The organism is Enterococcus sp. DIV0756 (genome assembly GCF_051710745.1).
Classification (GTDB): domain Bacteria; phylum Bacillota; class Bacilli; order Lactobacillales; family Enterococcaceae; genus Enterococcus_A.
This window is the reverse complement of sequence record NZ_JBIOLF010000001.1, coordinates 2,862,789-2,889,253: the sequence shown is the minus strand read 5'-3', so window position 1 is coordinate 2,889,253 and position 26,465 is coordinate 2,862,789. Positions and strand designations below refer to the sequence as shown.

24 protein-coding genes are annotated in these 26,465 nt (G+C 40.5%); 11 read left to right on the top strand and 13 right to left on the bottom strand.

The window, feature by feature from the left end; all coding sequences use genetic code 11:
* Positions 1–151 precede the first annotated feature (151 nt).
* From IGI44_RS13875 to IGI44_RS13860, 4 genes are all read left to right on the top strand, one after another.
* A complete protein-coding gene (locus tag IGI44_RS13875) occupies positions 152–3,388 on the top strand; it encodes a SpaA isopeptide-forming pilin-related protein (protein ID WP_438788338.1) in 3,237 nt (1,078 codons plus the stop codon).
* Positions 3,388–4,086, top strand: a complete 699-nt coding sequence (locus tag IGI44_RS13870) for a pilin N-terminal domain-containing protein (protein WP_438788337.1) — start codon at positions 3,388–3,390, stop codon at positions 4,084–4,086. The genes IGI44_RS13875 and IGI44_RS13870 overlap by 1 nt, the downstream gene beginning before the upstream one ends.
* Positions 4,083–5,675 (top strand): SpaH/EbpB family LPXTG-anchored major pilin, encoded by a 1,593-nt coding sequence (locus IGI44_RS13865; protein WP_438788336.1) that lies wholly within the window; start codon positions 4,083–4,085, stop codon positions 5,673–5,675. Before IGI44_RS13870 ends, IGI44_RS13865 begins: the two co-directional genes overlap by 4 nt.
* Before the next feature lie 623 nt (positions 5,676–6,298).
* Positions 6,299–9,541: a SpaA isopeptide-forming pilin-related protein gene (locus IGI44_RS13860; RefSeq protein ID WP_438788335.1), complete on the top strand. Its 3,243-nt coding sequence runs from the start codon at positions 6,299–6,301 to the stop codon at positions 9,539–9,541.
* Positions 9,542–9,776: 235 nt separating this feature from the next.
* On the opposite strand, the gene IGI44_RS13855 is transcribed toward IGI44_RS13860, so the two are convergent.
* From IGI44_RS13855 to IGI44_RS13820, 8 genes are all read right to left on the bottom strand, one after another.
* Positions 9,777–10,778, bottom strand: coding sequence for a hypothetical protein (locus IGI44_RS13855; protein ID WP_438788334.1), 1,002 nt, complete (start codon positions 10,776–10,778; stop codon positions 9,777–9,779).
* A 307-nt stretch (positions 10,779–11,085) separates the two neighbouring features.
* Positions 11,086–11,235: a hypothetical protein gene (locus tag IGI44_RS13850; protein WP_438788333.1), complete on the bottom strand. Its 150-nt coding sequence runs from the start codon at positions 11,233–11,235 to the stop codon at positions 11,086–11,088.
* Between the two features lie 457 nt (positions 11,236–11,692).
* Entirely contained in the window at positions 11,693–11,941 is a 249-nt protein-coding gene (locus IGI44_RS13845; protein ID WP_438788331.1) for a hypothetical protein, read from the bottom strand.
* Positions 11,942–11,994: 53 nt separating this feature from the next.
* Positions 11,995–12,339: a hypothetical protein gene (locus IGI44_RS13840; protein WP_438788330.1), complete on the bottom strand. Its 345-nt coding sequence runs from the start codon at positions 12,337–12,339 to the stop codon at positions 11,995–11,997.
* A gap of 153 nt (positions 12,340–12,492) precedes the next feature.
* On the bottom strand, positions 12,493–13,146 hold the full coding sequence (gene catA, locus IGI44_RS13835; RefSeq protein WP_438788328.1) for a type A chloramphenicol O-acetyltransferase: 654 nt from the start codon (positions 13,144–13,146) through the stop codon (positions 12,493–12,495).
* 229 nt (positions 13,147–13,375) lie between these two features.
* A complete protein-coding gene (locus IGI44_RS13830; RefSeq protein ID WP_438788327.1) occupies positions 13,376–13,960 on the bottom strand; it encodes a hypothetical protein in 585 nt (194 codons plus the stop codon).
* Positions 13,961–14,073: 113 nt separating this feature from the next.
* A complete protein-coding gene (locus IGI44_RS13825) occupies positions 14,074–14,634 on the bottom strand; it encodes a hypothetical protein (protein ID WP_438788325.1) in 561 nt (186 codons plus the stop codon).
* A 130-nt stretch (positions 14,635–14,764) separates the two neighbouring features.
* Positions 14,765–15,016 (bottom strand): hypothetical protein, encoded by a 252-nt coding sequence (locus IGI44_RS13820; RefSeq protein WP_438788324.1) that lies wholly within the window; start codon positions 15,014–15,016, stop codon positions 14,765–14,767.
* 241 nt (positions 15,017–15,257) lie between these two features.
* Between IGI44_RS13820 and IGI44_RS13815 the strand changes: the two genes are divergently transcribed.
* Both IGI44_RS13815 and IGI44_RS13810 read left to right on the top strand, forming a co-directional pair.
* Positions 15,258–16,718, top strand: a complete 1,461-nt coding sequence (locus tag IGI44_RS13815; RefSeq protein WP_438788322.1) for an NAD-dependent succinate-semialdehyde dehydrogenase — start codon at positions 15,258–15,260, stop codon at positions 16,716–16,718.
* 543 nt (positions 16,719–17,261) lie between these two features.
* The gene (locus IGI44_RS13810) at positions 17,262–18,794 is read left to right on the top strand and encodes a helix-turn-helix domain-containing protein (RefSeq protein ID WP_438788321.1); all 1,533 of its coding nucleotides are present in this window, start codon (positions 17,262–17,264) and stop codon (positions 18,792–18,794) included.
* On the opposite strand, the gene IGI44_RS13805 is transcribed toward IGI44_RS13810, so the two are convergent.
* On the bottom strand, positions 18,758–19,099 hold the full coding sequence (locus IGI44_RS13805; RefSeq protein ID WP_438788320.1) for a hypothetical protein: 342 nt from the start codon (positions 19,097–19,099) through the stop codon (positions 18,758–18,760). The genes IGI44_RS13810 and IGI44_RS13805 overlap by 37 nt on opposite strands.
* 125 nt (positions 19,100–19,224) lie before the next feature.
* Complete coding sequence (locus tag IGI44_RS13800; RefSeq protein ID WP_438788319.1) at positions 19,225–19,836, bottom strand: hypothetical protein; 612 nt, start codon at positions 19,834–19,836, stop codon at positions 19,225–19,227.
* A gap of 191 nt (positions 19,837–20,027) precedes the next feature.
* Between IGI44_RS13800 and IGI44_RS13795 the strand changes: the two genes are divergently transcribed.
* The 4 genes from IGI44_RS13795 (at position 20,028) to rsmA (ending at position 23,209) form a co-directional block, all read left to right on the top strand.
* Positions 20,028–20,831, top strand: a complete 804-nt coding sequence (locus IGI44_RS13795; protein ID WP_438788318.1) for a Cof-type HAD-IIB family hydrolase — start codon at positions 20,028–20,030, stop codon at positions 20,829–20,831.
* Between the two features lie 155 nt (positions 20,832–20,986).
* The gene (locus IGI44_RS13790) at positions 20,987–21,763 is read left to right on the top strand and encodes a TatD family hydrolase (RefSeq protein ID WP_438788317.1); all 777 of its coding nucleotides are present in this window, start codon (positions 20,987–20,989) and stop codon (positions 21,761–21,763) included.
* Positions 21,756–22,328, top strand: coding sequence for a ribonuclease M5 (rnmV, locus tag IGI44_RS13785; RefSeq protein ID WP_438788316.1), 573 nt, complete (start codon positions 21,756–21,758; stop codon positions 22,326–22,328). Before IGI44_RS13790 ends, rnmV begins: the two co-directional genes overlap by 8 nt.
* The gene (rsmA, locus tag IGI44_RS13780; protein ID WP_438788314.1) at positions 22,325–23,209 is read left to right on the top strand and encodes a 16S rRNA (adenine(1518)-N(6)/adenine(1519)-N(6))-dimethyltransferase RsmA; all 885 of its coding nucleotides are present in this window, start codon (positions 22,325–22,327) and stop codon (positions 23,207–23,209) included. The genes rnmV and rsmA overlap by 4 nt, the downstream gene beginning before the upstream one ends.
* A 35-nt stretch (positions 23,210–23,244) precedes the next feature.
* Here rsmA and IGI44_RS13775 read toward each other — a convergent pair whose 3' ends face one another.
* Together IGI44_RS13775 and IGI44_RS13770 are read right to left on the bottom strand one after the other, a co-directional pair.
* Positions 23,245–23,652, bottom strand: a complete 408-nt coding sequence (locus IGI44_RS13775) for a type II toxin-antitoxin system death-on-curing family toxin (RefSeq protein ID WP_438788313.1) — start codon at positions 23,650–23,652, stop codon at positions 23,245–23,247.
* The gene (locus IGI44_RS13770) at positions 23,649–23,888 is read right to left on the bottom strand and encodes an AbrB/MazE/SpoVT family DNA-binding domain-containing protein (protein ID WP_438788312.1); all 240 of its coding nucleotides are present in this window, start codon (positions 23,886–23,888) and stop codon (positions 23,649–23,651) included. The genes IGI44_RS13775 and IGI44_RS13770 overlap by 4 nt, the downstream gene beginning before the upstream one ends.
* A gap of 216 nt (positions 23,889–24,104) precedes the next feature.
* On the opposite strand from IGI44_RS13770, the gene IGI44_RS13765 reads away from it, so the two are divergent.
* The gene (locus IGI44_RS13765) at positions 24,105–25,265 is read left to right on the top strand and encodes a DUF3089 domain-containing protein (RefSeq protein WP_438788311.1); all 1,161 of its coding nucleotides are present in this window, start codon (positions 24,105–24,107) and stop codon (positions 25,263–25,265) included.
* A 242-nt stretch (positions 25,266–25,507) separates the two neighbouring features.
* Here the strand turns inward: IGI44_RS13765 and IGI44_RS13760 are convergent, their stop codons facing one another.
* Positions 25,508–26,326: a MurR/RpiR family transcriptional regulator gene (locus tag IGI44_RS13760; protein WP_438788310.1), complete on the bottom strand. Its 819-nt coding sequence runs from the start codon at positions 26,324–26,326 to the stop codon at positions 25,508–25,510.
* Positions 26,327–26,465: the final 139 nt, after the last annotated feature.

Here is a 26,465-nt window from a genome sequence, read left to right as displayed (position 1 = left end):
AAAAATGTGAAAATGGTATGCAAGTTATAGTTTAGAATAACGTGAAAACATTAAAGAACACAATAAGCGGAATCAAATAATATAAGTTATCATATTGTTGCTTGGAAAGGAGCGTGGGTGAAAAAAAGGGACGAAAGGAGGAAATCATGAAATGAAAAAGAAGCACTTGCTCATGTTGATGGTTCTATTGTTTTCTTTCATTGCCGAAACAATGCCAACGCTGGTCGCCGTTCATGCCGAAACGACGAAAACCGAATTGATAAATGAGAAATTTTTGACGGTCTCCTATGTCTGCGAGCCGCAAGACGATACCAATCGATGGCGAATCCTGTTTAGCAGGCGAAGCGATGAAGAAAATGTTGAACAACGACTCAAGCTGAAAGTGACAGATGAGAAAGGGGAAATGCCGGATAATTTATCGATTGAGAAGCTGGAAAAGCAAGATGAGTGGTTCATTGAGAAACAGTTTTCTGATTTTATGGAAGATCAGATCGTATTTGACATGCCCAAATCGATCAAAACGCTGAATGTCGCTGTGCAGATGGATCAACGGAATATGGCCGATGAGTCCATTGAGAAAAATGTTCGAAAGCAGCAAAAAATCTTCACCTTAGTGTCTGAAATTTCTAATAAAAAGAAGGCTGAAAAAAACGAAAAGAAGCAAACGACCTCTGAAAAGCAAGCAGCTGAAACGACAGATACTAGTGACACAAAGGCGAGTTCGAAGGCGTTGATGAGTGATTCTGACGCGTTTATTGGTCCGAAAGCAACGAGTGTATACAGCAATCCGCAGGTCCTGAATAGCCGAATGTATCAACCTTTGTATGTGAACAAGCCCCCCCAATATACAACAGATGCAAATGGGATTTATCCGCACGATTCTTGGCAGCCAACCGGACAAAATGATGTTCGGAATCATCAAGGCGGCTATGAAAAGGATAATGGTTGGGATGGTCGAACGAGTTGGGATGTGGCACAAGACAATCATGAGTATTCTTATATTCAATATGGAAACGAGAAGAACAATCCGAATGTAGGAATGCGGAAATATGCTAGTGAAACCTCCGTTAAGGATGAATTCAAGATCAAATTAAATGTTCGCGGAAACACCACCTATAAACCAGGGGCTGATTTGGTCTTTTTACTAGATAATTCAAGTTCAATGACGAACACCGGTGGTGGTTCTAGACAAAACAGAAAGAAAAATACGGAAGAAGCGTTCAAATCGATCATTGATAATTTGAAAACCATGTATCCAAACAATCAAGACGGGATTCGAATTGGCGCACATATTTTTTCTGACTACGTGTCTGGCGCTTGGGGAACTGGGCGAAATGAGAAACAAAGCTTTCCACTATCAGATAAGCAGGCAAACTGGGACGATATGGTCGCTGAATACAAGCGGGCATTGCCTTTAGGACATACCTTTACGCAACGCGGAATCAGAGAAGCAGGCGATATTTTTGAAGATGCACCAGATGTTGGGGCACGCAATAAATTTCTATTTGTGTTGACAGATGGTGCGCCAAACAAAAGCTGGGAACCTTGCGGCGAAGTTTACGACGCGGAGATGTACTACAACCCGTATTACATTACGACGTTTACAAATGTGGGAAGCAAGGGAAACTATCGGCTGGGGAATTCATTAGGTTCAGTTGGTGGACAAACGATTTTTCCGGCAATCCGAGGTGGGAAAATCAATAGCCATATTACGACCACAAATTCGACTGCTAAAAATTTAAAAGATAGCGCTGGGATCGAGATTCATACGATCGCGGTAAATATTGCTAGCGTTGGAGCAGGCGATCATTCGACTGAGCAACTGAAACGCGGGTTATACAAGATGTCGACAAAGCGCGCGGATCGTACAGGAGATGGTGCGGCAGATTACTTCTTTTATGACGTTAATAATTCAGACGAATTGGTGGATGTGTTCAAGAATTGGTATCAGACTGTCATTCGAACAGTTGACAGCGGGAAAATCGAAGATCCGATCGGGGAGATGTTTGAGCTGGTTGGAACACCGACAGTTACAGAAGTAGTGAAGAACGGCGTGCCGGCGATTGATTCTTCTAAGCAACCACAGCTTGATTTATCAGATCGGCGAAAGATCAAAGTGGCGAATATCAATTTGTATGGCAACCAGGAAATCCAATTGGAATACACTGTACGTTTAAAAACCGATGATCCAAGTTATGAACCGAACAAATGGTATCAAACCAACGGAAAGACAACGTTGCAGCCGACACCGGAACGGACGACAGATACACTAGACTTTGGTGTTCCATCTGTACGCGGGAAAGCTGACAAGGTCAAGATTCCAGTCGCAAAAAAATGGTCCGATTCCTTTAAGAATACGGAGAATTATTGGGGGCATCGAGCGCGCGAAGTCACGGCTGTCTTACAAAAGAAAAGCGGGAATTCATGGGTAGAAGTGGCGACGAAGACCTTGACTAGTGCAAATAACTGGAAAGAAGCGTTTACCGTTGACGAAGGAAATACAGTCTACAGAGTGCGCGAGCTTTCACGAACTCGGGGATACGGAAAACCTGAATACAACGTGAATGAATTTACTGTAGGAAACCTGCCGAGTCAGGGTGTGGAAATCACGAATACCTTACTGACGGAAAGCGCACGTTTTTATAAGTACAAAGAGGATGGGAAAACACCGTTTACTACGGAGAAGCCCAAATTTACACTCACACGCAGATCAGATGGGCGGGTTTTAGCAACGGATATCGAACCAGATGACACGGGACAAGTTACCATCAATGCACTTCCGATGGGAGACTTCGTGATTGAAGAATCCTATGTGCCGACAGGGTATGAAAAGATGGCAGCTATCGATCTCAAGGCTGTGGAAAATGCTGCTGGAACGGGGCTAGAGATCACCATGAATGGTCAAACAGCCCTCTATAAAGCAACCAATAAGCTGGCTGATTTCAAGCTGAAGATCAAGAAAACCGATCAAGCTGGCAATGAACTTCGCGGCGCAAGCTTCCGATTGATTGGCACGAGCTATGATCAAACGAGTAATGATGGGCCATATTTTGAGTTTACGGGATTGCGACCAGGAGAATACAGCTTGTCTGAAACGGTTATACCAAACGGGTATCAAGGAATGAAAGGCAGCGTCCGAATCAGCATCTCGCAAACGGGAGAAGTCACGATTCAAGCGCATGCCAATGTCAGCGGATCTGGCGGAGTGGGGACTCCGAACCTGATTCAATTGACAGTCACAAATAAAAAACGGGTATCACAAGCACTGCCAAGCACCGGAGGATACGGAACGTCGCTGTTCTTTAAAGTAGCGATTGGGGTCATTTCTACAGCAGGAGGACTGCTGGGCAGCTTGTACTGGCTTCACATGAAGAGGAGGGGATCGTAATGAAAAAAATGATTCTGCTCTTAGGACTGATTCTGGGGATTTGTAACATGGGGGTTACTGCTTTTGCAGAGGAAAGTCTAGTGGAAGTACAGATCCATACGCGATCGGAGGATGGAACGGCTCTTGAAGGAACCGAATCAATCGCATTGGAAATCTATGATCTAACCGACTGGCGCATCCAACGTGCCAGTGATGAGAAGACGGACAAGGCGTTTATTCTAAACACCTATCCAACAAAAGCGGAATTGGCGGCCTTTGTTAAACAGGCAGAATTGCCGAAATACAGCCAAGCGCCACTTTTGACCGATAATGCTGGAAAAGTCACGGTTGAGTTGCCTCGCTATCAAAGGGAACAGGATGCGGCGTATCTCATTCTCGCTTCTGGCGAAAAGGGGAAGTATCAAATGCTGCCGATGATTATTTACTTGCCGCAGTATCAGCCGTCAACCGAAGTAGAGGTAACCAGTCTGCTCTACAGCAGCAAATATTCGGAAATCAAACCGACGAAACCAACGGAACCACCACTAGTAGAACGTTCGGAGCCGCAAAAGAGCTGGTCAGAAACAGAACAGCCAAAAACTTATCCAGAAAAACGGCTGCCTTCTACGAATGAGTTGATACGTAACTATTGCTTTTTAGGGCTGTTACTGATGGTTGTCGGAGGAATCGGGTTAAGAAAACAAGGAGGGAAAAAATGATGAACAATAAGAAAAAATGGATTGCGTTAATTACTGCATTCGTATGCATGATTCCATTACTAGCAGGGGTGCTAGGTGGAGGAGAAACGGCACATGCTTCAGATTCAGTGAATGTCACTTTACACAAAAAGAAAATGGACGAGTTTCCAAATAGCAGCATGGTCAATACTGGGGTAGAGATGCCAGAATTTGATCGCTATCAAGGGTTAGCAGACGTAACGTTCTCAGCCTGGGACATTTCAACGGATTTCTATACGCAATTAGATGCACTGCTTACTGGAAATGAAACAGATGCAGAGTATTCAGCCAAAGCAAAACAAGTGATGGATGGGTTCAATTTAAATAAAACAACAGCAACTCAGGTTGGTACGAGTCAAACAACCAATACGGATGGGGATGCAACGTTCGCGAATCTACCAGCGAAAAATGCGGACGGTTCTTATAAGGTTTATTTCTTTGAGGAGCATCCAAAAGCAGGCGTTCAAATTGGAACGTATCGCTTAATCTTGATTTTACCTATTAAGACAGGTGCGACTGAAGTGACGAATATTCATTTGTATCCAAAAAATAAAGTAGATGCGGACGTCCCTGAGAAGGAATTAGTCGATGAAAATGGGAACCCATTATTGCCGCGTCCGTCAGGCTCTTACGATTTTGAAGTAGGGCAAAAAATTCACTACCGCGCAAGCTTTATGATTCCAAACCAAATCGGCGATATCGTAAATGGCGCACCACGCTATACGAAATTGGAAATGAACGATGCGGTCAGCCAAACAGGTGTGAAATTTGAAGGGATCGATCGAATCGTTGTTGGTGGAACGACGGTGAATTCAGCCGACTTCTTGACAACACATGGGACGTACACACCACAAAATGTCAATGCACCGTGGGCAGGTTATGCTGGATTTAATCTTTCAATGAATTTAACGGGCGCAGCAGGTCCAGCCACAGCGAACTACTTAAGCCAATACGCAGGTCAAACAATGGAAATTTTCTACACCGTATCCTTCACAGAAAATACACCAATTGACCGCGACATCAACAATGAATTCTCTGTAACCATGAATCATGATGGTGGACAAGACGATTCCAAAGTGAATCCGCCGATTAACCCAATCACGACAGGCGGGAAGAAATTCTTCAAATACGAAGCAGGGGCAAGCAAAGCACCATTGGGTGGCGCGGAGTTCGTCGTTCTTAAAAAAGTCGGCGGAACGGATTACTACCTGACAGCTGGCGCAGACTCAATGACTTGGACAGCTGTTGGTCCGAACGAAGATTTCGCCACAGCAACGAAATATGTTTCTGGTACAAACGGTAAATTCGAAGTCAAAGGACTTGAATACGGTACGTACTACTTACGAGAAACCAAAGCACCAAGCGGCTTCCAAAAGCTAACAAGCGATGTCCAATTCGAAGTTGGAAAAGGCACATATGAAGGTGCGGCTGATCAAGAAATCGAAAATATTACAAAAGGCGGTACTTTGCCATCCACTGGTGGCATGGGAATCATTGCCTTCCTTGTAATCGGACTTGGGCTAATGGGCGTAGCAATTGCACGCTATCGTCGTGTTCGGTTTGATGTTTAATTGAAATAGCGAAATGAGCAAAAGGCTAATCAGTCTTTTGCTCATTTTTTATTTTCCACTAGGCATGATAAAAGTCCTTCACAAGCGTGCACTGAGTGAGTACATTAATATCTCATATATTAATAGTAGAAAAAATTTTTTTTTCATAAAAGAAATGGTTGCTATACCCAAATATTGGGAAAAGATAAAATAAACGGGTTTTCATTGAAAGCTATTTTCATTGAATCTTGTAGGAATAGCCATCATTTTCATAGAAAAACAATTTATTTCAATAGTTTATCATTTCCTCGTAACTATCACTGTTTTTTCATTTAATTAATCATAAACGAGTAGTATGAATAAAATGATTGACAAAAATTTCTATAAACCTTTTCATCTCGCTTTTTTTATTAGATTCAAAGACTAAATTTTTAATTCACAAAATGAACTTTAATTAACTTTATATGGAATTAAATTAATAGGTAAAATAACTCAGGTATTCCTTAAATAATCTATAATTATAGGAAATATCAATATAATAATAACGAATTATTTATTATACGCCTGAAAGCGGGAAAAATGGGAATCAAGTACTATTGGTATAGAAAGAAAACAGGAGTTATGGGGAAAGGGGAGATTATGAGATGAAAAAGATCAATTTACTTATATTAATCATGATGCTTTTTTCATTTATTGTTGAAAATATTGTACATACACAAATCAGCCATGCAGAAACTACCAAGATAGAATTAATGAACGAAGATAATTTAAAACTTGACTATGACTATAAAATGAAAGATGACTCAATCCAATGGAGGATTGGTTTCGAAAGAAATAGTCACTCTGAAAACCTTCTTCAACGGTTAAAAATAAAGGTGACAGACGAAAAAAATGATACCATCGACTACCCTGTTATTGAGAATATAAAGGAATCGAAAGGTTGGTTGGTTGAAGAGAAGTTTACTGAGAAAATGGAGGGGCAAATTGTTTTAGATTTACCTAAATCAAGTGATGTGCTTAACCTACACGTGGAAATGGATCAAAAAGGAACGGCAGAGGATGCTGAAGTCAAAGAAGATATTTTAGAGCTAGAGAAACCGTTTAAATTGGAAGCCAAAAAAACACAGAAAAGCCAAACACAGGAAAGCTCATCTAAAGAGGAAGTAACCAGCTCATCTAGCACGAACACCAAGGAGTCAGCAGGCTTTATTGGGCCTAAGCTTACTGCTCAGTCTACGCTTCGAAGTGGCGGAATGACCAGTGCCTATCAAAATCAATACGTGAATAAACAACCAATCTATACAGAGTCGCCACAGGAAGGAAAATATCCAACAAATTCATGGTCGCCAAATGGTCAATCAGAAACAATACGGAACCATCAAGGGGGGAACTCTGCTGATTCAGCGACTAGTTGGGATGGATTGACTAGTTGGGATGTTAGTCAGGATGATCGCTCGAAATCTTATATCAATTATGGGGATGACAGTTCAAATCCAAACTTAGCGATTCGAAAATTAGCCTATGCAACAGATAAGGAAGATGAGTTTAATATTCGTCTAAATGTTCGCGGGAATACTACTTATAAACCTGGGGTGGATATTGTATTTCTTATTGATCATACAGGGACGATGAGTGCTGAGACGAACAGAGTATCAAGAAGAGATAGAGCAAATGCAGCATTAAAGACAATGATCAATCAGCTAAAACTATCAAAGATCGATGAGAATATTCGCGTTGGAGCCTATTTTTTCAGTAGTGGACAATTCGAAAAGGGGTTTTCAGCTCCTTACAATTATGATTTAAGTAGTAATACGACTACCTGGGATACTATAGTGAAAAATCATAAATTAATTCCTCCAGAGGGGCCAACCTTTACTCAACGAGGTTTGGTACAAGCAAAAGGGATTTTTGATCGTGGTAACTCGGATGCGAAGGGGCGTAAAAAGCTTCTATTTGTGCTAACAGATGGTGCTCCTAATAGTAGTTATTTACCCGATCCGTATAACCGCGTAGCAACAAGAAATGACGCAATTTATCCAGATAAGGTTCACGTCGAAAATTGGTTAATGGCGGATGATCCTACACAAGAAAGACCTAATGGATATAAAGCAGCAAATGGTAGTAGTTTAGCTGCTACTGCGAATAAAACCAAATTCGATAGCCCGCTCTATTACGATGCGTTGCCGATCAGTACTCATTTATCAACGACCAACTCAACAGCTTATGACTTAAAACAAGAGGGAATTGAAATTCACACAGTAACAGCTGGGATGTCTAGAAACTCATCTTCGGATCATCCTGTATCAGAGTTGCAAAAAGGGCTATCAAGAATGGCAACACAACGGGCAAATACATCAGGGAATGATAGTTCAGATTATTTCTTCAAATCTGTTACGGATACGGAAAACCTAACTGAAGGGATCAAGGAATGGTATGACACGGTTATTTCCACTATTAACAAGGGAGTCATAACCGATCCAATCGGGGATATGTTTGAACTCGTTTCTGGACCGACGAAAAAAACATATGATAGGGATGGCAATCAAATTACGCTTGATCCACAGCCAAATGGACCAATAGTAAATAACTATAATGAGATTGTTGTAACAAACTTATCACTGAAACAAGGTGAACAGCTTCAAATCGATTACCGTGTTCGTCTCAAGACGAATGATAGTCGTTTCAAAAAAGGTGTTTGGTATCAAACAAATGGACCGACTACGTTGAAACCAACACCTGAACGGACAACCGACGTATTGAATTTTGGTGTTCCTTCTGTCCGTATTAAAGCCGATGAGATCATTTCAATTCCGGTCAAGAAAGTTTGGGCAAATGATAAAGTCAATAATGTTGAAGATTATTGGAAACGTCGTGAAGCTGTTACAGTTGAACTGCAAAAGCAAAATGGCTCGACTTGGACTAAAATCGGGCAAGAGAAAGTATTAAATGAAGCAAATAATTGGTCTAGCAGTTTTACGAATATTGCTGATATTCCTGGTTCAAGATACCGTGTGGTGGAAAAATCAGTACCTGCTGGTCATAGTGTTAGCTATAATCTAACCGATTTCACGAAAGATGAACTAGGCGGTAGAACTGTCGAAGTCACCAATACCTTGAAAAAAACGAATTTCCAATTCGATAAATTCAAGAACGATGGTCAGACACCATTCCCAACGTCAGGAAGTCGTCCCATTTTTGAGGTTGAGGATGCAAAGTCCCATAAAAAAATCTCGAATATCTCTCCTAATTTAGCAGGAACAGTCACTTTTGAGAATCTACCAGTCGGAATGTATGTCGTATCAGAAACTGATGTACCAACGGGATATGAAAAAATGACTGAATTCATTTTTACGATCGAAGAAAATGCAAATGGAGATTTAGTGACCAAAGTAGGTAACTCTACAGCTCGTCATACAGTCACGAATAAATTGAAGGGCTTCAGTCTAGAACTTACGAAAAAGGATACTACAGGAACTGAACTTTCTGGTGCCGCTTTCCGATTACGTGGAATGGATGGACTTTCATATGATCAGACAGTAGATATGGGACCTAAATTTACATTCAATCAATTGAAGCCTGGACGCTACCTTCTGACAGAAATAATGGCACCAAGTGGCTACGACGGTTTAGATAAGGATATCGAGATCACGATTTCCGAATTAGGTATTGTGACGATTGAAGATCATGATAGTGTGGAAGGCGCAGGTAGTATTACACCTGAAGGAAACAAAATTATGCTAGAAGTTAAAAATAAGAAATTAATGGGTTCAGCACCAAGTACAGGTGGGAAAGGTCGAAATAAGTTGATGATCGTTTCCGCTAGTTTAGTAGGTGTTTCTAGCATCGTCGGCTTGCTCTACTTCTTCTTAAATCGAAAAAATTGGTAAACCAGCAAAAAAGTGATTAGGGTTAAAACTCAGGAGGTGAAACATTGCCTGCCTGAGTTTTTGCTTGCTCATAAACAGATTTGCTTTTCTAGGCAGACTGAATTCCATGTTCAGTAATTAATCAAAGCTTTCAATCAAAACAGAGTTTGCCGAAAATCTGATTTTTTGACCACACTAAATAAGCTGAATAGTACATTTTTCAAAATTATTGATTAAGAGAATAAGTGAATGCTTGCTACCATTTCAGTAAATGTTTTAATTTCTCAAATGTCTGCCTACTTGGGTTCTTATGGGGTGACTGCTGGGAATTAATTGCATCGGATTTTGGTTGTTTGGTAATTATTGTTTCTTGGACAGTGGACACTACGGCAGACGGTTGTATGTTTGCATTTTTTGGTTCCTGATTGGATACAGTAGTGGTGTTGATTTTTTCTTTGGTACTCATTATCGTTTTAGGAGACTTTTCGACCGAGTCCGAGTTCTCAAAATCAAGACCGGGTAAACCTGTGAGAGTATTTTGGGCAGATTCCTGCTGTTGTTTTGCTGACTCAACGAGAGAAAGTGTCTTTGTTTCTTTTAACGCTTCTTCTTGATCAGTTGCTTCTCCTTCATCATCATCTTCTGGTTCCTCAAAATGCATCAGTGCTTTGGTTTCAAAAATATCAAACTTCACTAGCTTGGTGAACTTACGGACGCCGTCAATTTGGAAAATAGTCAGTGTGTTCAAGAGCTTCAGCAACGCACGAATCTCCTCTTGAGTTCTCGTGATGTCTACATCTCTCAAATTCCATGTATGTTTTTTTCCATTACTTGTGCGAAAAACCGAGACGAGAGTATAGTTTTCTTCGGCAGCTTCTTCTTCAGTAATTGTGTCCGCATGCAAATAATCACAGGTCTGCGCAGAGGCTTGGTTTAGGCGATGGTATTGGTTTGTTTTAGTGAATAGTCGTTTTATTAATGACTGCCATTCTTGATCATCGAAATAAGGGCGGAAGTATGGAAAGAATTGACGCAAAGTATTGTTAGGCGTGGTATTTAGGTAAATAGTTCTAACGAGATCCTCGCAAACCAACGAAAAATCTTTAATGGTCAGCGCATTACGAACTAAAATGGCGATAATATACTCAATAACAACAGACGTATCTTTTGTTTCATCAAAGTAAACGCTTACCTTTTTCTCGAGATTTTTACGCAGGGTGGTAAACAACTGTCTTTGGTTTAGTGGTTTAATGTTCATAAATAATCTCTCCTTAACTTTAGGTAGTGTATGTATTATTAGGTAAAAATAATTCGAATCGTATAAATACATCATACCTGAAAAGTTTAAGGTCGAGTTTGCCTACTTTTTTCGAAAAATTAAATAATTTGCGAACGAAATAATTAAAAAAAGGTGGATAAACATTGATAGAACAACGATTTTGAGGGTTTTAAGTTTTGTTTCCTAAGAAGAAAAAAGGTGTTTGACAAAAAAATAAGCATCTACCGTGAGCCACAGCAGATGCTTTCAGTACGAACAGTAATTGTCCATTAGAGAATTACACTCCTTATGCGATTTTTGCTAATTCTTGTACTGCATTTTCAATTGTCGTACCTGTCGCAAACTTGTTTTCATCTTTTTTGTCGAAAACAATAAATAGATTTAAGTTGGTATCTAATGTTACGCGGTACTCTAAATTGTTGTTAGTGAATGTCATAAAGCATTCTCCTTTCTCAATTAGTGACGAAAGGCAACTAATAACGTTCATAACGAAATTCCATGAGTTATCATACCACAATTTGAAGAATTTTGCGAATTAATTGTTTGGACGATTGAAGCGAAAGAAACTTTAGAGGAAAGCTTCAAAGTCAATAAGGCAAGCGTGGCATTATGAAAAGAGCCAGTAGGAATCCCAAAATAATTGCGATCAACACAGAATAAAGGAAGGGATATTTAATTTCTCTTTTTGTTAACAACCAGTAGCTTAGAATTAACGGAACCAAAAAGCAGAAAAGCAATACGAAAATAGGCAAAAAATTCAGTCTTATTGAATACGAAGAAACACTCACTTATAGTCACTCCTTTTTTTTAAAAGAAAGAGGCAGTTGATGTAGATATATCTGTACCCATTGTTAGTTCCTTTCCTTCAAGAATTATTACCGAGCGAAATCTATCTAGTTGTTAAACTGGTCTTCAAGCTCTCGAAATCTTCTTTTTCCGTAAGGCGTTAAACCATCAAGTGGGTCTGGAATTTTTCGATGTTCTAAGGGTGGAAATGCATAGCCCGAATCAAGAGCTCTAATTACGGCAAAATTAGTTTCGAAGTACGCTTGATGCTGCATAATAAAATTTTTATCTAGCTGATCTATGTATTCAGCATTCAATTGTTCATTTAGTTTTTTCCATAATACGTAATCATTCATTAAAGCATCCTCCTTATAGTAGTTTTAGTTATTCACTCATAAAAGTAGAACGGTTAAATCCCATAATGAATCATATATTTATTTTCCGCTTTAGCTTGAATGATTTTTTGGCTGAGATGAATGATATCTTCTCGGTGGCTGACATTTTTAGTCGATAAAACAATTTCTAAAAATGTAGATAAAGATTCGGGAGGAATAATTGTCGTCCCGTAGTAGGCTAAGCCATACTCTGGTCGACTTAAAGAATCAAAATACGTTTTTAGCAAAGACAAAGGGTTTAGCAACACTTGGATCGCTGCATCGTCAACTAAAATGCAATGAAATTTCTCTGGTGTATAGACTTCAGCAGAAATTTCAGTAAGATCATCGATGATTCCAAATTCATGTATTAAGGGCATGAGCGTTCTCCTTTTTGTTCCATATTATCATAGATGAAAAAGATTTTTTCAAAGGATATACGAGTTCTAAAGTTCGTAATTGAGAAGAATGCAATCATTCAGGTAAAAACAAGGAGCCTATCACGTTTATGTGGTAGGCTCCTTGTTTTGGGCTTAGCCCTCAAAATATTTCTGAGGATTAGCGGCCATTTTCTCAAAGGTATTGAAAAAATTGGCAGCATGAAAGCCATCGCAAACAGCGTGATGAACTTGAAGTGATACTGGAAGAAATACTTTATTATCTAGAAAAGTAAATTTTCCACCAGTGATAATCGGTAAAAGATAGGGTTCACTATTGCCTACATTCAAATTGAATCCAGTAAATGATGTCCAAGGAATCATTGAGATATTCAGGACATTTTCTGGCAAAATCTTTTGTGGGAATAGCTTTCCGGTGTTGCTGAATGTGGCCAAGTCAGATAAATAGTTGGCTTTAAAAACATTGAATTCTGATAAATACTCTGTCGCAAGAGCAGAAAACAGCTCTGTCTTCTTATCGAAGATCGTGTACATCGGAGAGAGTGTCTCCCAATAGCCGACCTGACCTTTACTGTTAAAGCTCATTTTGAAATGGGTGTCCTGATTGGCGATAGTGGTCACTAGATAGATAAAACCTAAGTAAAAAGAATGGTTTTGCTCCTTTAGATAACTATAAAGCTGCGTGATATCAATGTCCTTAGTCATGCTAAATGAAGTCTGTTGGGCAATATAATGATTGAAAATCTCAGCTCGTTCCCATTTTTCTAAATCGATTACTGTAAAGTTCATTTGAAGTCCTCCTAATTTTAACATGCGAATAATTAGGAGGAAAAATCATCTGTCTTTTTCACGTAAATCATTCCTTTACTTTCCTTTTATAAATCCATTTTAACATCTTTAAGAAGAGAAAAAATCATCCAAGTAGACTGGAGATAGCAATGTGGTAATGGGAAGTTAATTAAAGGCTCACTGAATATACCAAGCATGAAATTTATCTAAGCAAAAAATAGTATGCTATCTATTTTAGATCAAACTGTTGAATGATCTTCCTACACACCTCATCAGGTGTCAGTTTCGTATTGTTAATTTTCAGCTGTTTGACTGACGGAAATAGAGTGGGTAATTCATTTTCACGACTTTCTAAGCGATTTTTGATTGCGGAGGTTAGGAGCTCTTTTCTTGAAAAGTTGGTGTCTCGTTTAGACGGTTTCGCTTTTAAACGATCCTCATGAACATTCCGTTTTAGGCGTACCCTTAAGGAGGCAACGAGTTCAATGAAATACACTCCTTGATTCGCTTCTAAAAAGATCGAAGCGATCTCCTGTAAAAATCCAATATCATAGGGTGAATCGAAGTCGATGACTACGGTGAAGATGATTGTTTTAGTCGTATTTGTCTCCGGAGTACTGACGAAGGCTTTGAACAAATCTTTTCTGGTCCTATCAGAGAGCAGAAAAGCGTTTTTGCTATAGCCTAGGAAATCTGCGAAGAGGTCCAATGTTTGGTGATTAAACAATAGCTTTCCATCTATTCGTTTTTCCAGTTCTTTTCCAACGGTCATCTTTCCGACAGCTTGGGAGCCGATCAACACGATCAAAGCCATGGTCCTCACGTCCATTCTTTTTCTTACATAGTATCAAAGCAAATCGAGCTTGGAAATGTCTTATAACGGATGAATGAACAAAAAAAGAGCCAACGCAAGGTCAGCTCATCAAGTTATTCTGCATAAGAATCATACGGTGCATTATCGAACAGCGTAGTGCTCTCAGGGTTCATTTTATAAAGTTCATACCAAATAAGTGAGACATCCCCGTACCCAGTTTCTTCTAACCGTTGTTGTGCGCGATCTGCCGCAAGTTGATAGTCCGCTTGAGACAAGTTATCAACAAAGGTTGGATCGAATTTTCCACCTTCGATTAGTTCCGCTCTTCGTTCAGGTGTCATCCAATCAGTTGTCGCGGCTGGTTGATTTTGGACAGGCTGTTCAACTGCAGGTGCCTGAGGTGTCGGATTCGTTTGATTCGGAGCGACATAGTTTGCTTCTGGTGCTGCCTGGTTATTTTGACTGGCTTGTGGTTCTTGTGGTGTTTGCGTAGTTTGTGCTGAACTTGACTGCGTAGTTTCGGCGGTTTTCGACGAAGACTCTTTTTTCTTTTTTGCAGCCTTACTAACCGTTGTTTCCTTTGGTTTGCTGTCAGCAGCTTCCTTTTTATTATTGCAAGCGGACAAAGAAATAAATGATAACAACAACAATACGACCATAATCTTCTTTTTCATGATAGCCTCCCAGTTTATGTCTTGTAACACTATTGTAACAAATGAAATATTTTTGTAAAGTAGTTTGTAGGAAAAACTTATCAATTTGCAATTTATCACAAGAAAAGCTGATAAACAAACTCATTGCTATCTAAAAGGGGAACAAGACGATAAACCAACAGCTATAAATAAACAAATCAACGAGCAACGGCAACCAAATTTTTTTCTGCGATCGGGTTAAAAGCAAGGCATCTACGATAAAAAAGGCGATGAATACCACAGCGATGAAAAGGATACTTGGTCGAACAAGTGCCAAAATGAGGTACGTTACCAGTAGGCAAATCAGGTAACCGATATAGACGGGCTTGTATTTTTTAGGAAGATAGTTCAAATTCGCAAACATGGCAGTTCTCCTTTTTTAGTCAAGTATAGCAACTGTAAAACAATGAAACAATTGGCTTTATAAGTGCTGATTGCTTTTTTCGTCAAATATTTATAAGTTTTTTATTCTATAAGCCGATTTTTTGAGTTGTTTTTTTATCCGTGTTACGGTGAATAATGTAGTAAACAGCAAGAGTGAAACAAGTGCTGTTGATTGATTATAACCACTACTGCACATGATAAAACAGGAGGAAATTAGACATATGGCAAAAGAACAAGCTTTACCAGCAGTCGAAACACGTCTCTATATTAATGGCAAATGGGTGGAAGGCTCAGAAGGAACCAAACCGGTAACGAATCCGGCAACAGGCGAAACCTTGGCGGAGGTTCATGTCGGAGGCGAAAAAGAAGTTCATGCAGCAATCGAGGCTGCAAATAAGGCATTTCCTGAATGGTCGCAAACCTCTGCGGCTGAACGAGCAAAACGAATGAATAAAATGGCGGATCTTGTAGAAGAAGACGCGGATCGTTTAGCGACGATCATGACGATGGAGCAAGGAAAGCCCTTGACGCAAGCGAAAGGTGAGATTCAAACCAATGTGGAGAATCTACGTTGGAATGCAGCAGAAGGCCAACGACTATTGGGCGAAATCGTTCCCTCTCCTTCCACGCACCAGTGGCAAGTCCGCAAGCAGGCTGTTGGAGTGGTTGGCGCGATCACGCCATGGAACTTTCCATCAAATATGATTATTCGGAAAATTTCTCCAGCGATCGCTGCTGGTTGTACGGTGATTTTGAAGCCATCGAAGGAAACACCATTCTCTGCTTTAGCGTTGATGGAGTTATTTGATAAAGCAGGCTTTCCTGATGGCGTGGTGAATATTGTCTTAGGAGATTCTTCAACGATTGGATCAATCCTTTCAGAATCGGAAGACGTGCAAAAAATCACATTTACTGGTTCAACCGGAGTGGGGCAAAAGCTGAATGAACAAGCAGCACCAACGTTGAAGAACGTTTCGATGGAATTAGGCGGACATGCACCGTACATCATTTTCCCTGATGCGGACATTGAACGGGCAGTTGATACCTTGATCCAAACGAAATTTATTAATAACGGTCAAGTTTGTACATCGCCAAACCGAATCTTCGTTCATAAAGACATTAAGGAAGATGTGACGAATCGTATCGTGGAAGCGATCAAAGAGGTGACGGTCGGAAATGGACTGGAAGATCCAACGGTCGGGCCGTTGATCAATCAAGCTGGTGTCGAAAAAGTTGTTGAACAACTGAAGGATGCAACAGATAAGGGCGCGAAGATCTTAGCCGGCGGGCATAAGCTGGATGAGGGTGAGTACGCGAAGGGGAATTTCTTTGAGCCAACCGTCTTGGATGGTGTCACAAAAGAAATGGCTATCTTCTATAATGAAACCTTTGGTCCGATGATTCCTTTGATCACCTTTGAAGACGAGGAAAAAGTCATTCAAGATGCAAATGATACAGAATTTGGATTGGCATCTTATTTCTTTTCAACCAACATCCACACCGTGGAAAATGTGAGCAATAAATTACACTATGGGATGGTAGGCGTCAATGATACCGAGATCTCAAACTCAGCGACCCCATTTGGCGGAGTGAAACACTCTGGCTTCGGTCGCGAAAACGGCACTTACGGGGTCGAAGAATACGTGGACGTCAAATTTGTCACCATTCGTACGGCCAAATAGTAAAATAGTATGAAAAAGGGTGATCCTATCTATTGGATCACTCTTTTTCATTGTGAATTAAGTTATATAAAAATGAATAAACGAAAAATTATTACTAATCGACAAAAATAATAGTTATCAAATTTATTTTATATTATCAATAATTATCATTGATTCAAACGAAACAAAAAAAATTTAACTATTAGTTTCTAAAAAAATTTATTTTTATTTTAAAAAGTGAATTAAATAACGATCGTTTCTCTTCGTGTGGCTGATGTGGCAAAAGATTTACATCTTTGGATAACGGCATCATGTTTTTTCGAGTCGAAAGCAGAGATGTCTTTTATCAGTTACCATAAATATACAGTAAGACAATGGATAAACCGAAGCAATCATCCGATTTTGTGATATTGCTTGGCTTTTTCTTTTGTCGGATAAACGAGTGAAGGAGGGAAGTGCATTACGTTTATTGCTTTAAGGGTTATAGAACGGGTAATTCAGTATGGAACAAAAGGGGTTTTGTTTCATGCGCCAATGACTGCTAGATGTTAGGAGTCATAGTTGGTGGAGATAGGCATAGGAGTTAGTGAAAAGGGTGATAGTATGAATTTTAGAGAGATCTTAGGGGTGAGTAATCTGCGACATTTGCGGTTGGTTGAATTGTTGTACGCATGCCGCATCGGATTATCGAGTGATCAATTACTCGAAGAATTGGAATGCTCACTATCAGTATTATTGAAGGATGTTAAGCTGATTAATAGTCAGCAGGATGCGTTTCGCATCATCAAATACAAAGGTCTGTATCAGTTGCAGATTAAGTCGCACGTCAGTATCAATCGATTGTACGCGGACACGATCCAGCAATCGCCGGAGTTTCAAATTATCGAGGAACTGCTTTACGAAGAGTGCGAGAATATTATTGATTTATCGAAGAAGCTTTTTTTAAGTCCCTCTAAGACACAGCGGAATCTTAAGAAGATTGAAAGTGTCTTACAAAAAACGGGGATCAATTTACAATACCGTCCATTACGATTGGAAGGCAACGAAAGTGTGATTCGCCATATGTATTACCGCTATTTCATTGAGAAGTCAGATCGATTGGATTCGCTGTATCGGGATTTAAAGGAATTCCAAATCAAAGCGATCACGGAGCTGGTGAATCAGTTCATTCAAGTGAATCAATTAGAGGATAATTTTATTTCTCGCAAACGTTTAGGCTATAACATGTATATTAGCTTGTGGCGGATTAAGAACGGACATTATTATCCAAAATCGGAACTGAACAGTGATTTGATGCTGCCGGAACGGCAAATTTTAGATGCCTTTAAGCGCATGGCGCTGGAAGTTTTTCGCGTGAAGCTGTCTTCCGATAAAATTAAGGACTGTCTATGGTTGTCTTATGCGGATGTAGTAGTATCGAGCAAGGGGCAATTGCATAGTGCGTTGAAAAAAGAAGACGAGTATGCGAATTACTATTATCGTCATTTGGAGCTGGTGGAGGAGTTTGACAGCTTATTGAATTTCTCGCTAGGCAATGACAAGAAACAGGAATTGGCGATCGTTCTAATGAATGAGCATCGGATCTATGAACCGGATGGCCAATTGATTGATATTCTTTTCCGTCAGCGGAGAATTTTCCTTGAGAAATTGTCCGAGACACATGATCAAGCGGTCAAAAAGGTGAAGAAAATCGTTGATCACTTCGTTCGTCGGTACCAAATCTACCAGGAAGAAGATTTTATCTGGAATTACGTGTACATTTTGATTACGATGGTTCCGCAAAGTCTGACACTGTTGGCAAGCTGCGACCGACCGTTGAAGTTGTTGTTGTTGTCTGAGCTATCACCGACAGAAGAATTCTTCTTAGGCAGCCAAATTGAAAATCAAATTTATGGAAATTTTGAAGTTCATTATGTTGAGAAGAAATTGACTAATGTGAATATCAATCGTTCAGAGTTAGAAAAATATGACGCGCTGATTACTTCAAGCAGCGTGGAAGAAGTACCGGAGGAATACCCGACGGTTGTCATTGATCCATTCTTGACGAATCAAGATGTGTATCAATTGCAGCAGTTAGTCAGTAAATTAGCCGGATGAAAGGGTACGTTTCCACCCAATAGAGGGCGTGGCTTAGACAACCACAAAAGCCCTAAAAAAACAGGCAGCCAAGAAAGCGAGTAGCATTCTTGGCTGCCTATTCGTGATTCATTGAACGTCTTACTTTTACAATAAATCTTGGTTTCCTGCATCGTTTGTTGAGGACTGTAAGTAAGTCGATCCAACATTTTATACGCTTGGGTAAAATTCTTTGCATCGACTTTATCAAAGAACTGTCGGCCTAATTTTTCGAATTCTTTCGCCAATCGTTCTTCATTCGTGGGAAGATCGTATTTTGTACTCATAACAGTCACCTCTTTATTAGGACAGAACGTGTCAGGTCTACGCCTTCATCATAACATGGATAGGCCTGTTTACGCGTAAAAACCTGAATGCAAAAGAAAAATCGTTAAAGAAGGTTCCGCCCTCTTTAACGATATTTTTTTGCGCTTTTTAGTTTAGTTGCTGATGCGGTAGTCCGAAACGGTTTCTTGAAGCGCTTTGGTAACACAAGTGAAATTAATTCAAAGGGCGTGGCTAAAACAGTCCATGCGACTTGGCGAGCGCTTGGGTGGAAATAGTACACCTGCATTAATACAAAATGGAGCAGCAGTAACCCAGGCAATAGCTGAAGTCCAATCTGCCATACGGCATCCCACTGGGTAAAGTAGCGTAGGAGACTTAGCCCTAACGGATACAAGTAAAACAGCGAAGTCACGATATTCACGCGCCAACTTTTCGTCAATAAACGAATATTTAATAGGAAAAAAAGTGCTGAAAGAACGACTCCGATTGGCGGGAAAAAACTGACTAGCAAGGAATAGAGCGCACCGAAAAGTAAAATTCCCGGTCCTTTGATCAATGCGGCAACAAGAATTAAACCGCCAATTAATAGCAATTGCTGCTTAATCGTTGCGATACATAACAGCGCAAAAAGCGCCAATGTCGCCCAATGCCAAAAACTGCTTAAGGGCTCTTTATCAGGGTAACGTTGCTTCAGGTAACGAGCGGCATTTGGAAATTCCTTTTGAAAATTAGGCATATGCTCACCTCTTTCTAAATAGTGATTAACTACACTCATTATAGAGAGAATATTTGGATGAGACATCCGACTTTCGGCGGATTTTCTTTGGGCTATAGACTGAAATTTCCTAAAGTTTTCCTTGATCTGAAATGCGTCCCATCATTTATGGTACTCTTATGAGGATGAATAAATAGAGGGAGATGACTAAAATGAGTATCAAAATGATTGCAGTTGATATGGATGGAACTTTTTTAAATGACCAAAAAGAATACAATCGCGAACGATTTGATCAGATTTTCCAACAAATGAAGGAAAAGGATATAAAATTTGTTGTTGCCAGCGGCAATCAATACGATCAATTAAGAAGCTTTTTCCCAGAGAATCATACAGAGATGTCCTTCGTAGCTGAAAATGGCGCGAATATCGTTGTTGAAGGAAAGCCTTACTACAATGCGAAACTGGCGATGTCCAGCGTTTTGGCAACGATAGAAGGGATCAACGCACTCGATCCCATCGTCAACGTGGCATGCGGTAAAAAGAGTGCCTACGTTTCGCAAGCTATTTCAGAAGAGGTCTTCAAAAGTGTCAGCTTCTATTATCCAAGTATCAAAAAACTAAAACGATTAGAAGATGTCGTGCAGCAAGAGGATGAGATTTTCAAATTTGCACTGACCTTTCCCAATGTGGGCATTGAAGAGAAGCTAGCTGCTTTGGATGAGGTATTGGCTGGTGAAATGATTCCCGTCTCCAGTGGACATGGCGATATCGATTTGATTATCCCCGGTGTGCATAAAGCTAATGGTCTGGCGAAATTGTGTGAACAATGGGGGATCGCGCCTGATGAGATCGCAGCCTTTGGTGATAGCGGCAATGATATCGAAATGTTGGAATACGCGGGTGCAAGTTTTGCGATGGCTAATGCGCAGGCGAAGGTCAAGCAAGCCGCGAAGGAAGTCATCGAGTCAAATAATCAGGACGGTGTATTGACGACGATGGCGCGTTTATTATCATAGTAAGGAAAACTAGAGACTGCAAGGATCGCCTTGCGGTTTCTTTTTGTTTCCTTGTTGGATGAGTAGATTTTCGTTTGTTTGGTATGAATATGTTAAAATAGGTTGATTCTAAATGGATTTTGAAGATAAGAGTGAAGGATTTAGGAGGACAACACATGATTTTTGATTCTCACACGCATTTGAATGCGGAACAATTTGAAAATGAGATTCCTGAAATGGTCGAACGGGCGCGTGAACTTGGCGTGACGGAAATGGCTGTGGTAGGATTTGATACGCCGACGATTGAAAAAAGCTTAGAGCTGAACCAGCAATATGAAGGGATTTATTCCATCATTGGCTGGCATCCCACCGAAGCGGGCAGCTACACGAAAGCGATCGAAGAAGATTTGATTAAGAAATTGACGTTACCGAAGGTTGTAGCACTTGGTGAAATCGGTCTGGATTATTACTGGATGGAGGATCCAAAAGAAGTTCAAGATAAAGTTTTCCGTCGGCAGATCGCGATTGCAAAAGAAATGAACCTGCCGATCAGTATTCATACCCGCGATGCTCTGGAGGATACGTATAAAATTCTGAAGGAAGAAGATATTCGTGATATCGGCGGCATCATGCATAGCTTTAGCGGCAGCGGCGAATGGGCGAAACGCTTCTTAGATTTAGGCATGCACGTTTCCTTTTCGGGTGTCGTGACCTTTAAGAAGGCTTTGGACGTGCAGGAAGCGGCTACCATTGTACCAATGGATAAATTATTAGTGGAGACGGATGCGCCTTATTTGGCGCCAATGCCTTATCGCGGCAAACGCAATGAACCGGGCTATACCCGCTATGTTGTAGAAAAAATTGCGGAATTACGGAATTTACCAATGGAAGAAGTGGCCCGTCAAACGACGGAAAATGCACATCGCTTGTTTAGGATCAATGCCAATGGATAGTAAACAGAAGGAAAAAATTGAAGAAATCATCGTGGTTGAGGGCAAAGACGACACGAAGCGCTTGAAGGAAGTCTTTGATGTCGATACGATCGAGACACGTGGTTCTGCGATTAATGAAAACATTCTAGAACAAATCGAGCATGCCCAAGAAACCCGAGGAGTGATTGTGTTTACCGATCCTGATTTTTCCGGTGAAAAGATTCGGAAGACGATCATGGAAGTGATACCCGATGCCCAGCATGCCTTCTTATCGCGACGGATGGCGGCACCGCAAAAGCGCGGGGCAAGTCTTGGCGTGGAGCATGCCAGTGATGAAGCGATCATCGAAGCGCTGCATAAGGTCGTCACTCCTGCGGAGAGGAATGAACCAAAAATAGCTAGACAAACGCTGCTGGAGTATGGTTTAATAGCGGGAGCTCAGGCCCGTGAACGGCGTGAACGTTTAGGGGATGAGTTGAAGATTGGCTATACCAACGCCAAACAATTGGAAAAACGTTTAGCGATGTTTCGGATTACCGAAGCACAATTGCATGAGGCTATGAAGAAAGTCGAGGAAACCTCTTGAACAATTACAAAGATATTGCAACCCCATCGAGAACACGAGAAATTTTGCAGAAGCATGGCTTCTCCTTTAAGAAGAGTCTCGGTCAAAATTTTTTGACCGAACCAAACATTTTACAAAAAATTGTTGCCACTGCCGAGATTGACGAACACACGAATGTGATCGAAGTTGGACCGGGGATTGGCGCATTGACTGAACACTTGGCGCGAGCAGCTCACCAAGTCTTGGCATTTGAGATTGATGATCGTTTGATCCCCGTGTTAGAAGATACGTTAAGCCCCTATGACAATATTAGCGTCGTGCATAACGACATTTTGAAGGTTGATTTAAAAAAGGAGACCGCCTATTTTGATCAAAATGAACCGATCAAGGTTGTGGCGAATCTGCCATATTACATTACGACACCGATCATGATGCATATTTTGGCGTCGGATTTAGCTGTCGATGAGATGGTCGTCATGATGCAGCGAGAAGTTGCGGATCGAATCTCCGCTAAGCCGGGAACAAAAGCCTATGGTTCATTGTCGATCGCTGTTCAATACTATATGGAAGCAAGCACCGCCTTCATCGTTCCAAAAACAGTGTTTGTTCCGCAGCCGAATGTTGATTCGGCGATTTTACGACTGGTCCGTCGGGAAACACCTGCAGTCGAAGTAACAAACGAAGCGGAATTTTTCAAATTGACCAAAGCCGCTTTTAATATGCGCCGTAAAACATTATGGAACAATTTATTAAGCAGCTACGGCAAAGACGAAAACACGAAAGCTTGGTTGGAAACGAGTTTAGAACAAGCCGAAATCGATCCGAAGCGTCGCGGTGAGACCCTTTCTCTAGAGGAGTTTGCGCGGTTGTCCAATGCTCTGGAGGCGAATAAGGGAGAATAAAAAGAGCGCTCAGATTTTTTCTTCTGAGCGTTTTTTTACAACTTTTTTATTTTTCCTGAATTTTTCAAATAGGATGTGACATCTTCCTTCAGTAAATCAAATGCTTTGTCACTCGTTGTGATAGTCAAAATAAACTGAACAGCTTCTTCTTGGCTAAAGTTAGTTGAGTAGCCATTTGCGATTAAAAATGTCACCATGGCAACCAAAGCCGTTCGCTTATTGGCATTTTGAAAAGGATGTCTTTTAGCAAGATTAATAGCTAGTATTGCGGCCTTATCATGAATTTCAGGATAGATTTCTCTCTCGAAAACAACTTGCATCGGTTGCTTGACACACATATCTAAGGCAGAGGCATCTTTGACCCCGATCATTTCTCCTACGGAAGTTTTTGAGATCAGTTTGGCATTGATTCTGATAATGTCTTTGACGGTCAAATAAATCATAAATCTACCAAATCTCTGATTGCTTCTTCATACTGCGTCATAACAGAATCAACGATCGAATCAATGTCAGCCACCTCGGCTGCCTTTTCAATTTTAAAGCTGCCGTCAGGTAAAAGAATGTATTGAATCGAGTCGCCGGTAGTGATGCCAAGTTGGTCTTTTACTTCTTGAGGAATAGTCGTTACATCGCTATTACCTGATTTTCTGATTTTATAGGATCTTGTTGATCTAGCCATAATAATCCTCCTCATAACCACTTTAATTATATATCTACATTTTATCATGTGTATATACAGTGTCAATTGTAGATACTATTGATTGCCAATAATCACTCACTAATCCACATACAAAATCATTTCATAAGCTTTTCTAATTAAATCCACAGGGAATTTGTCAAACAAAACCCAACTGCCCTATAATGAGGTACATCAATTCTTTTTTTGGAGGACACAATGAAAAAATTCATTATTGGACTATTAGTAGTAGCTGTATTAGGAGTTGGCGGCTACTATGCCTATACAACCTTCTTTACGAGCGAAGAAGCACCGAAGCAAGAAACCCGTAAAACCACGATAAAAAAAGCCAAAGAACCAGAAAAAGCTGGTGAGACCATTAAAGCCAGTGACTATAGTAATGCAGATAATTGGTTAGCAAAGCCAACAGAAATCACGAGCCAAGCCGATGTCTTTATGTTGTATCCAACAGCCTATGCGCAAAAAAATGAAAACTCGTCACCAGTAGCGAAAATTGATAATGCGACGATGCGCGCTGGCGCACAGGTATTTTTAGCGACGCAAGGCTCCGCCTTTGATACGAGCGGCAACATTTATGCCCCCTATTATCGTCAGCTAGATGCGAAGTGGCTGCTGACAAAATCAAAAGAGGAACAGGCACAGTATACGGATGGTATTCCAAAAGCAGATGTTATAGCTGCCTTTGATTATTACATCAAACACGAAAACAATAACCGTCCCTTTATTTTAGTAGGTCACTCTCAGGGTGCTCGGATGCTAAAAGCCATCATGTATGACTATTTCAAAAATAATCCTGGTGTTAGCGACCGCATGATCGCGGCTTACGTTTTAGGCCAATCGGTGACCCAACAAGAAATGAACGACAATCCGCAGGTCAAATTTGCGACTGGTCCAGATGATACTGGCGTCGTCGTTTCATACAATACCGTTGCTCCAGATTTTACTGGTACATTACCCACTTGGGATGAAGGCGCGTTAGCGATCAATCCAATCAATTGGAGAACTGATGGCACGCCAGCAACAGCGGCAGAAAATCTAGGTTCTTATGTCCGAAATGACAATGGCGATTACGCGAAGGTCATGAATTTTGCGGATGCAACTCTTGATCCAACAAGAGGGTTAGTGGTGTCTTCAAGTGTAGATAAAGCGAAATATGAAATGCCGGAAAGTACACGGAAAATATTCCCAGCTGGCTCGTTCCATAATAACGACATCAGCTTCTATTATTACAATTTGCAGCAAAATGCTGAAAATCGTGAAGCGCAATATTTCGCGACCCATCCGCAGGGCACGCAAACAACGGATGACAATCAGCAACCGGCACAAGCCGTTGATCCAAACCAACAAACCGTACAATAAATCAAAAACTGCCTATCGAGAAAGATAGGCAGTTTTTGATTTTTGTAGTTTTAAAGATTGAGTGCAATTTAATAAATATTAGCTCCGCCAAATAGCATAAAATGATGGAGAAAAGAGTAGTATGATTCTATCTGTATACCTTTTGTGCAAAAGACATCTAGTATTTTCCAGAGCATCTTACGAAGAAAAAGCCGCTCACCCAAATTGTGTCTCAGGGGTGAGCGGTTTTTTAGCTTAAAAAATCAATCCAGACTTTTATCTAAGATAGAACGTAGGACGGTTTCTCTCAGTTCGATCGAATTGACATTATTCTCGATTTCGTAGCCTTGGACAAGTAAATCACACAAATATAATTGGGAGATTTTTCCTGCCAATGAAGCGCCATCTAAAAATTCTTCGATTGCTGTTTGTAAAACGACATCGGCCAGCTGTGCGATTGGTGATAATTGATAATTCGTAATCGCGATGATCTTCGCGTGATTTTTTTTGGCGATACTCAAAGAATCATGGGTATCTTTTGTGCGACCGGATAAGGAGAAGCCGATTACTAGATCTTTTTCAGTCAGCAAGGAAGCAATTTGTGCTTGGAAGTGGGGATCAACCACAGAGCGCGATTGCACACCGACACGTAAAAGCATCGCTTCTAAGTCATTGCCGGTATTGCCACTAGAACCCACGCCAAAGATGTAGATCTGATTGGCTTCGGTGATCATCTGGACAGCCTGTTTAATTTTTTCGTTATCCAAACGTTGATTCGTGGTCTTTAGGGCTTTATTTATAGTCTTTGAGCGTTTATCAAAAAAACCGGATTCCTGTGAGTCTTCCTGTTGTTTGCTGAAATCCTCTTTAGCGATGGCGATTTTCAAATCTGAAAAACCAGAAAAACCAATTTTTTGGCAAAAACGCATAATCGTTCCGTCACCAACATTCGTGGCTTCGCGGATGTCACTCATGGTACTGTGAACGATTTTTTCCCCGCTGGTCAAAATATAATCAGCGATTTTTTTTTCGGATTTTGTCAGGGTTACATATTTTTCTTGGATCGTATACGTAATGGTCATTTGTTCTCCCTTTTACCTCTCTATTGTCACATTCGATTATACGTCAAAAAAAATTTTTTTTCATTTCCTATTTACATTTGTGAAAGCGCATGCTATATTTTTGGAGTAATAATCCAAAATAATTTAAAAACGGAGTGAA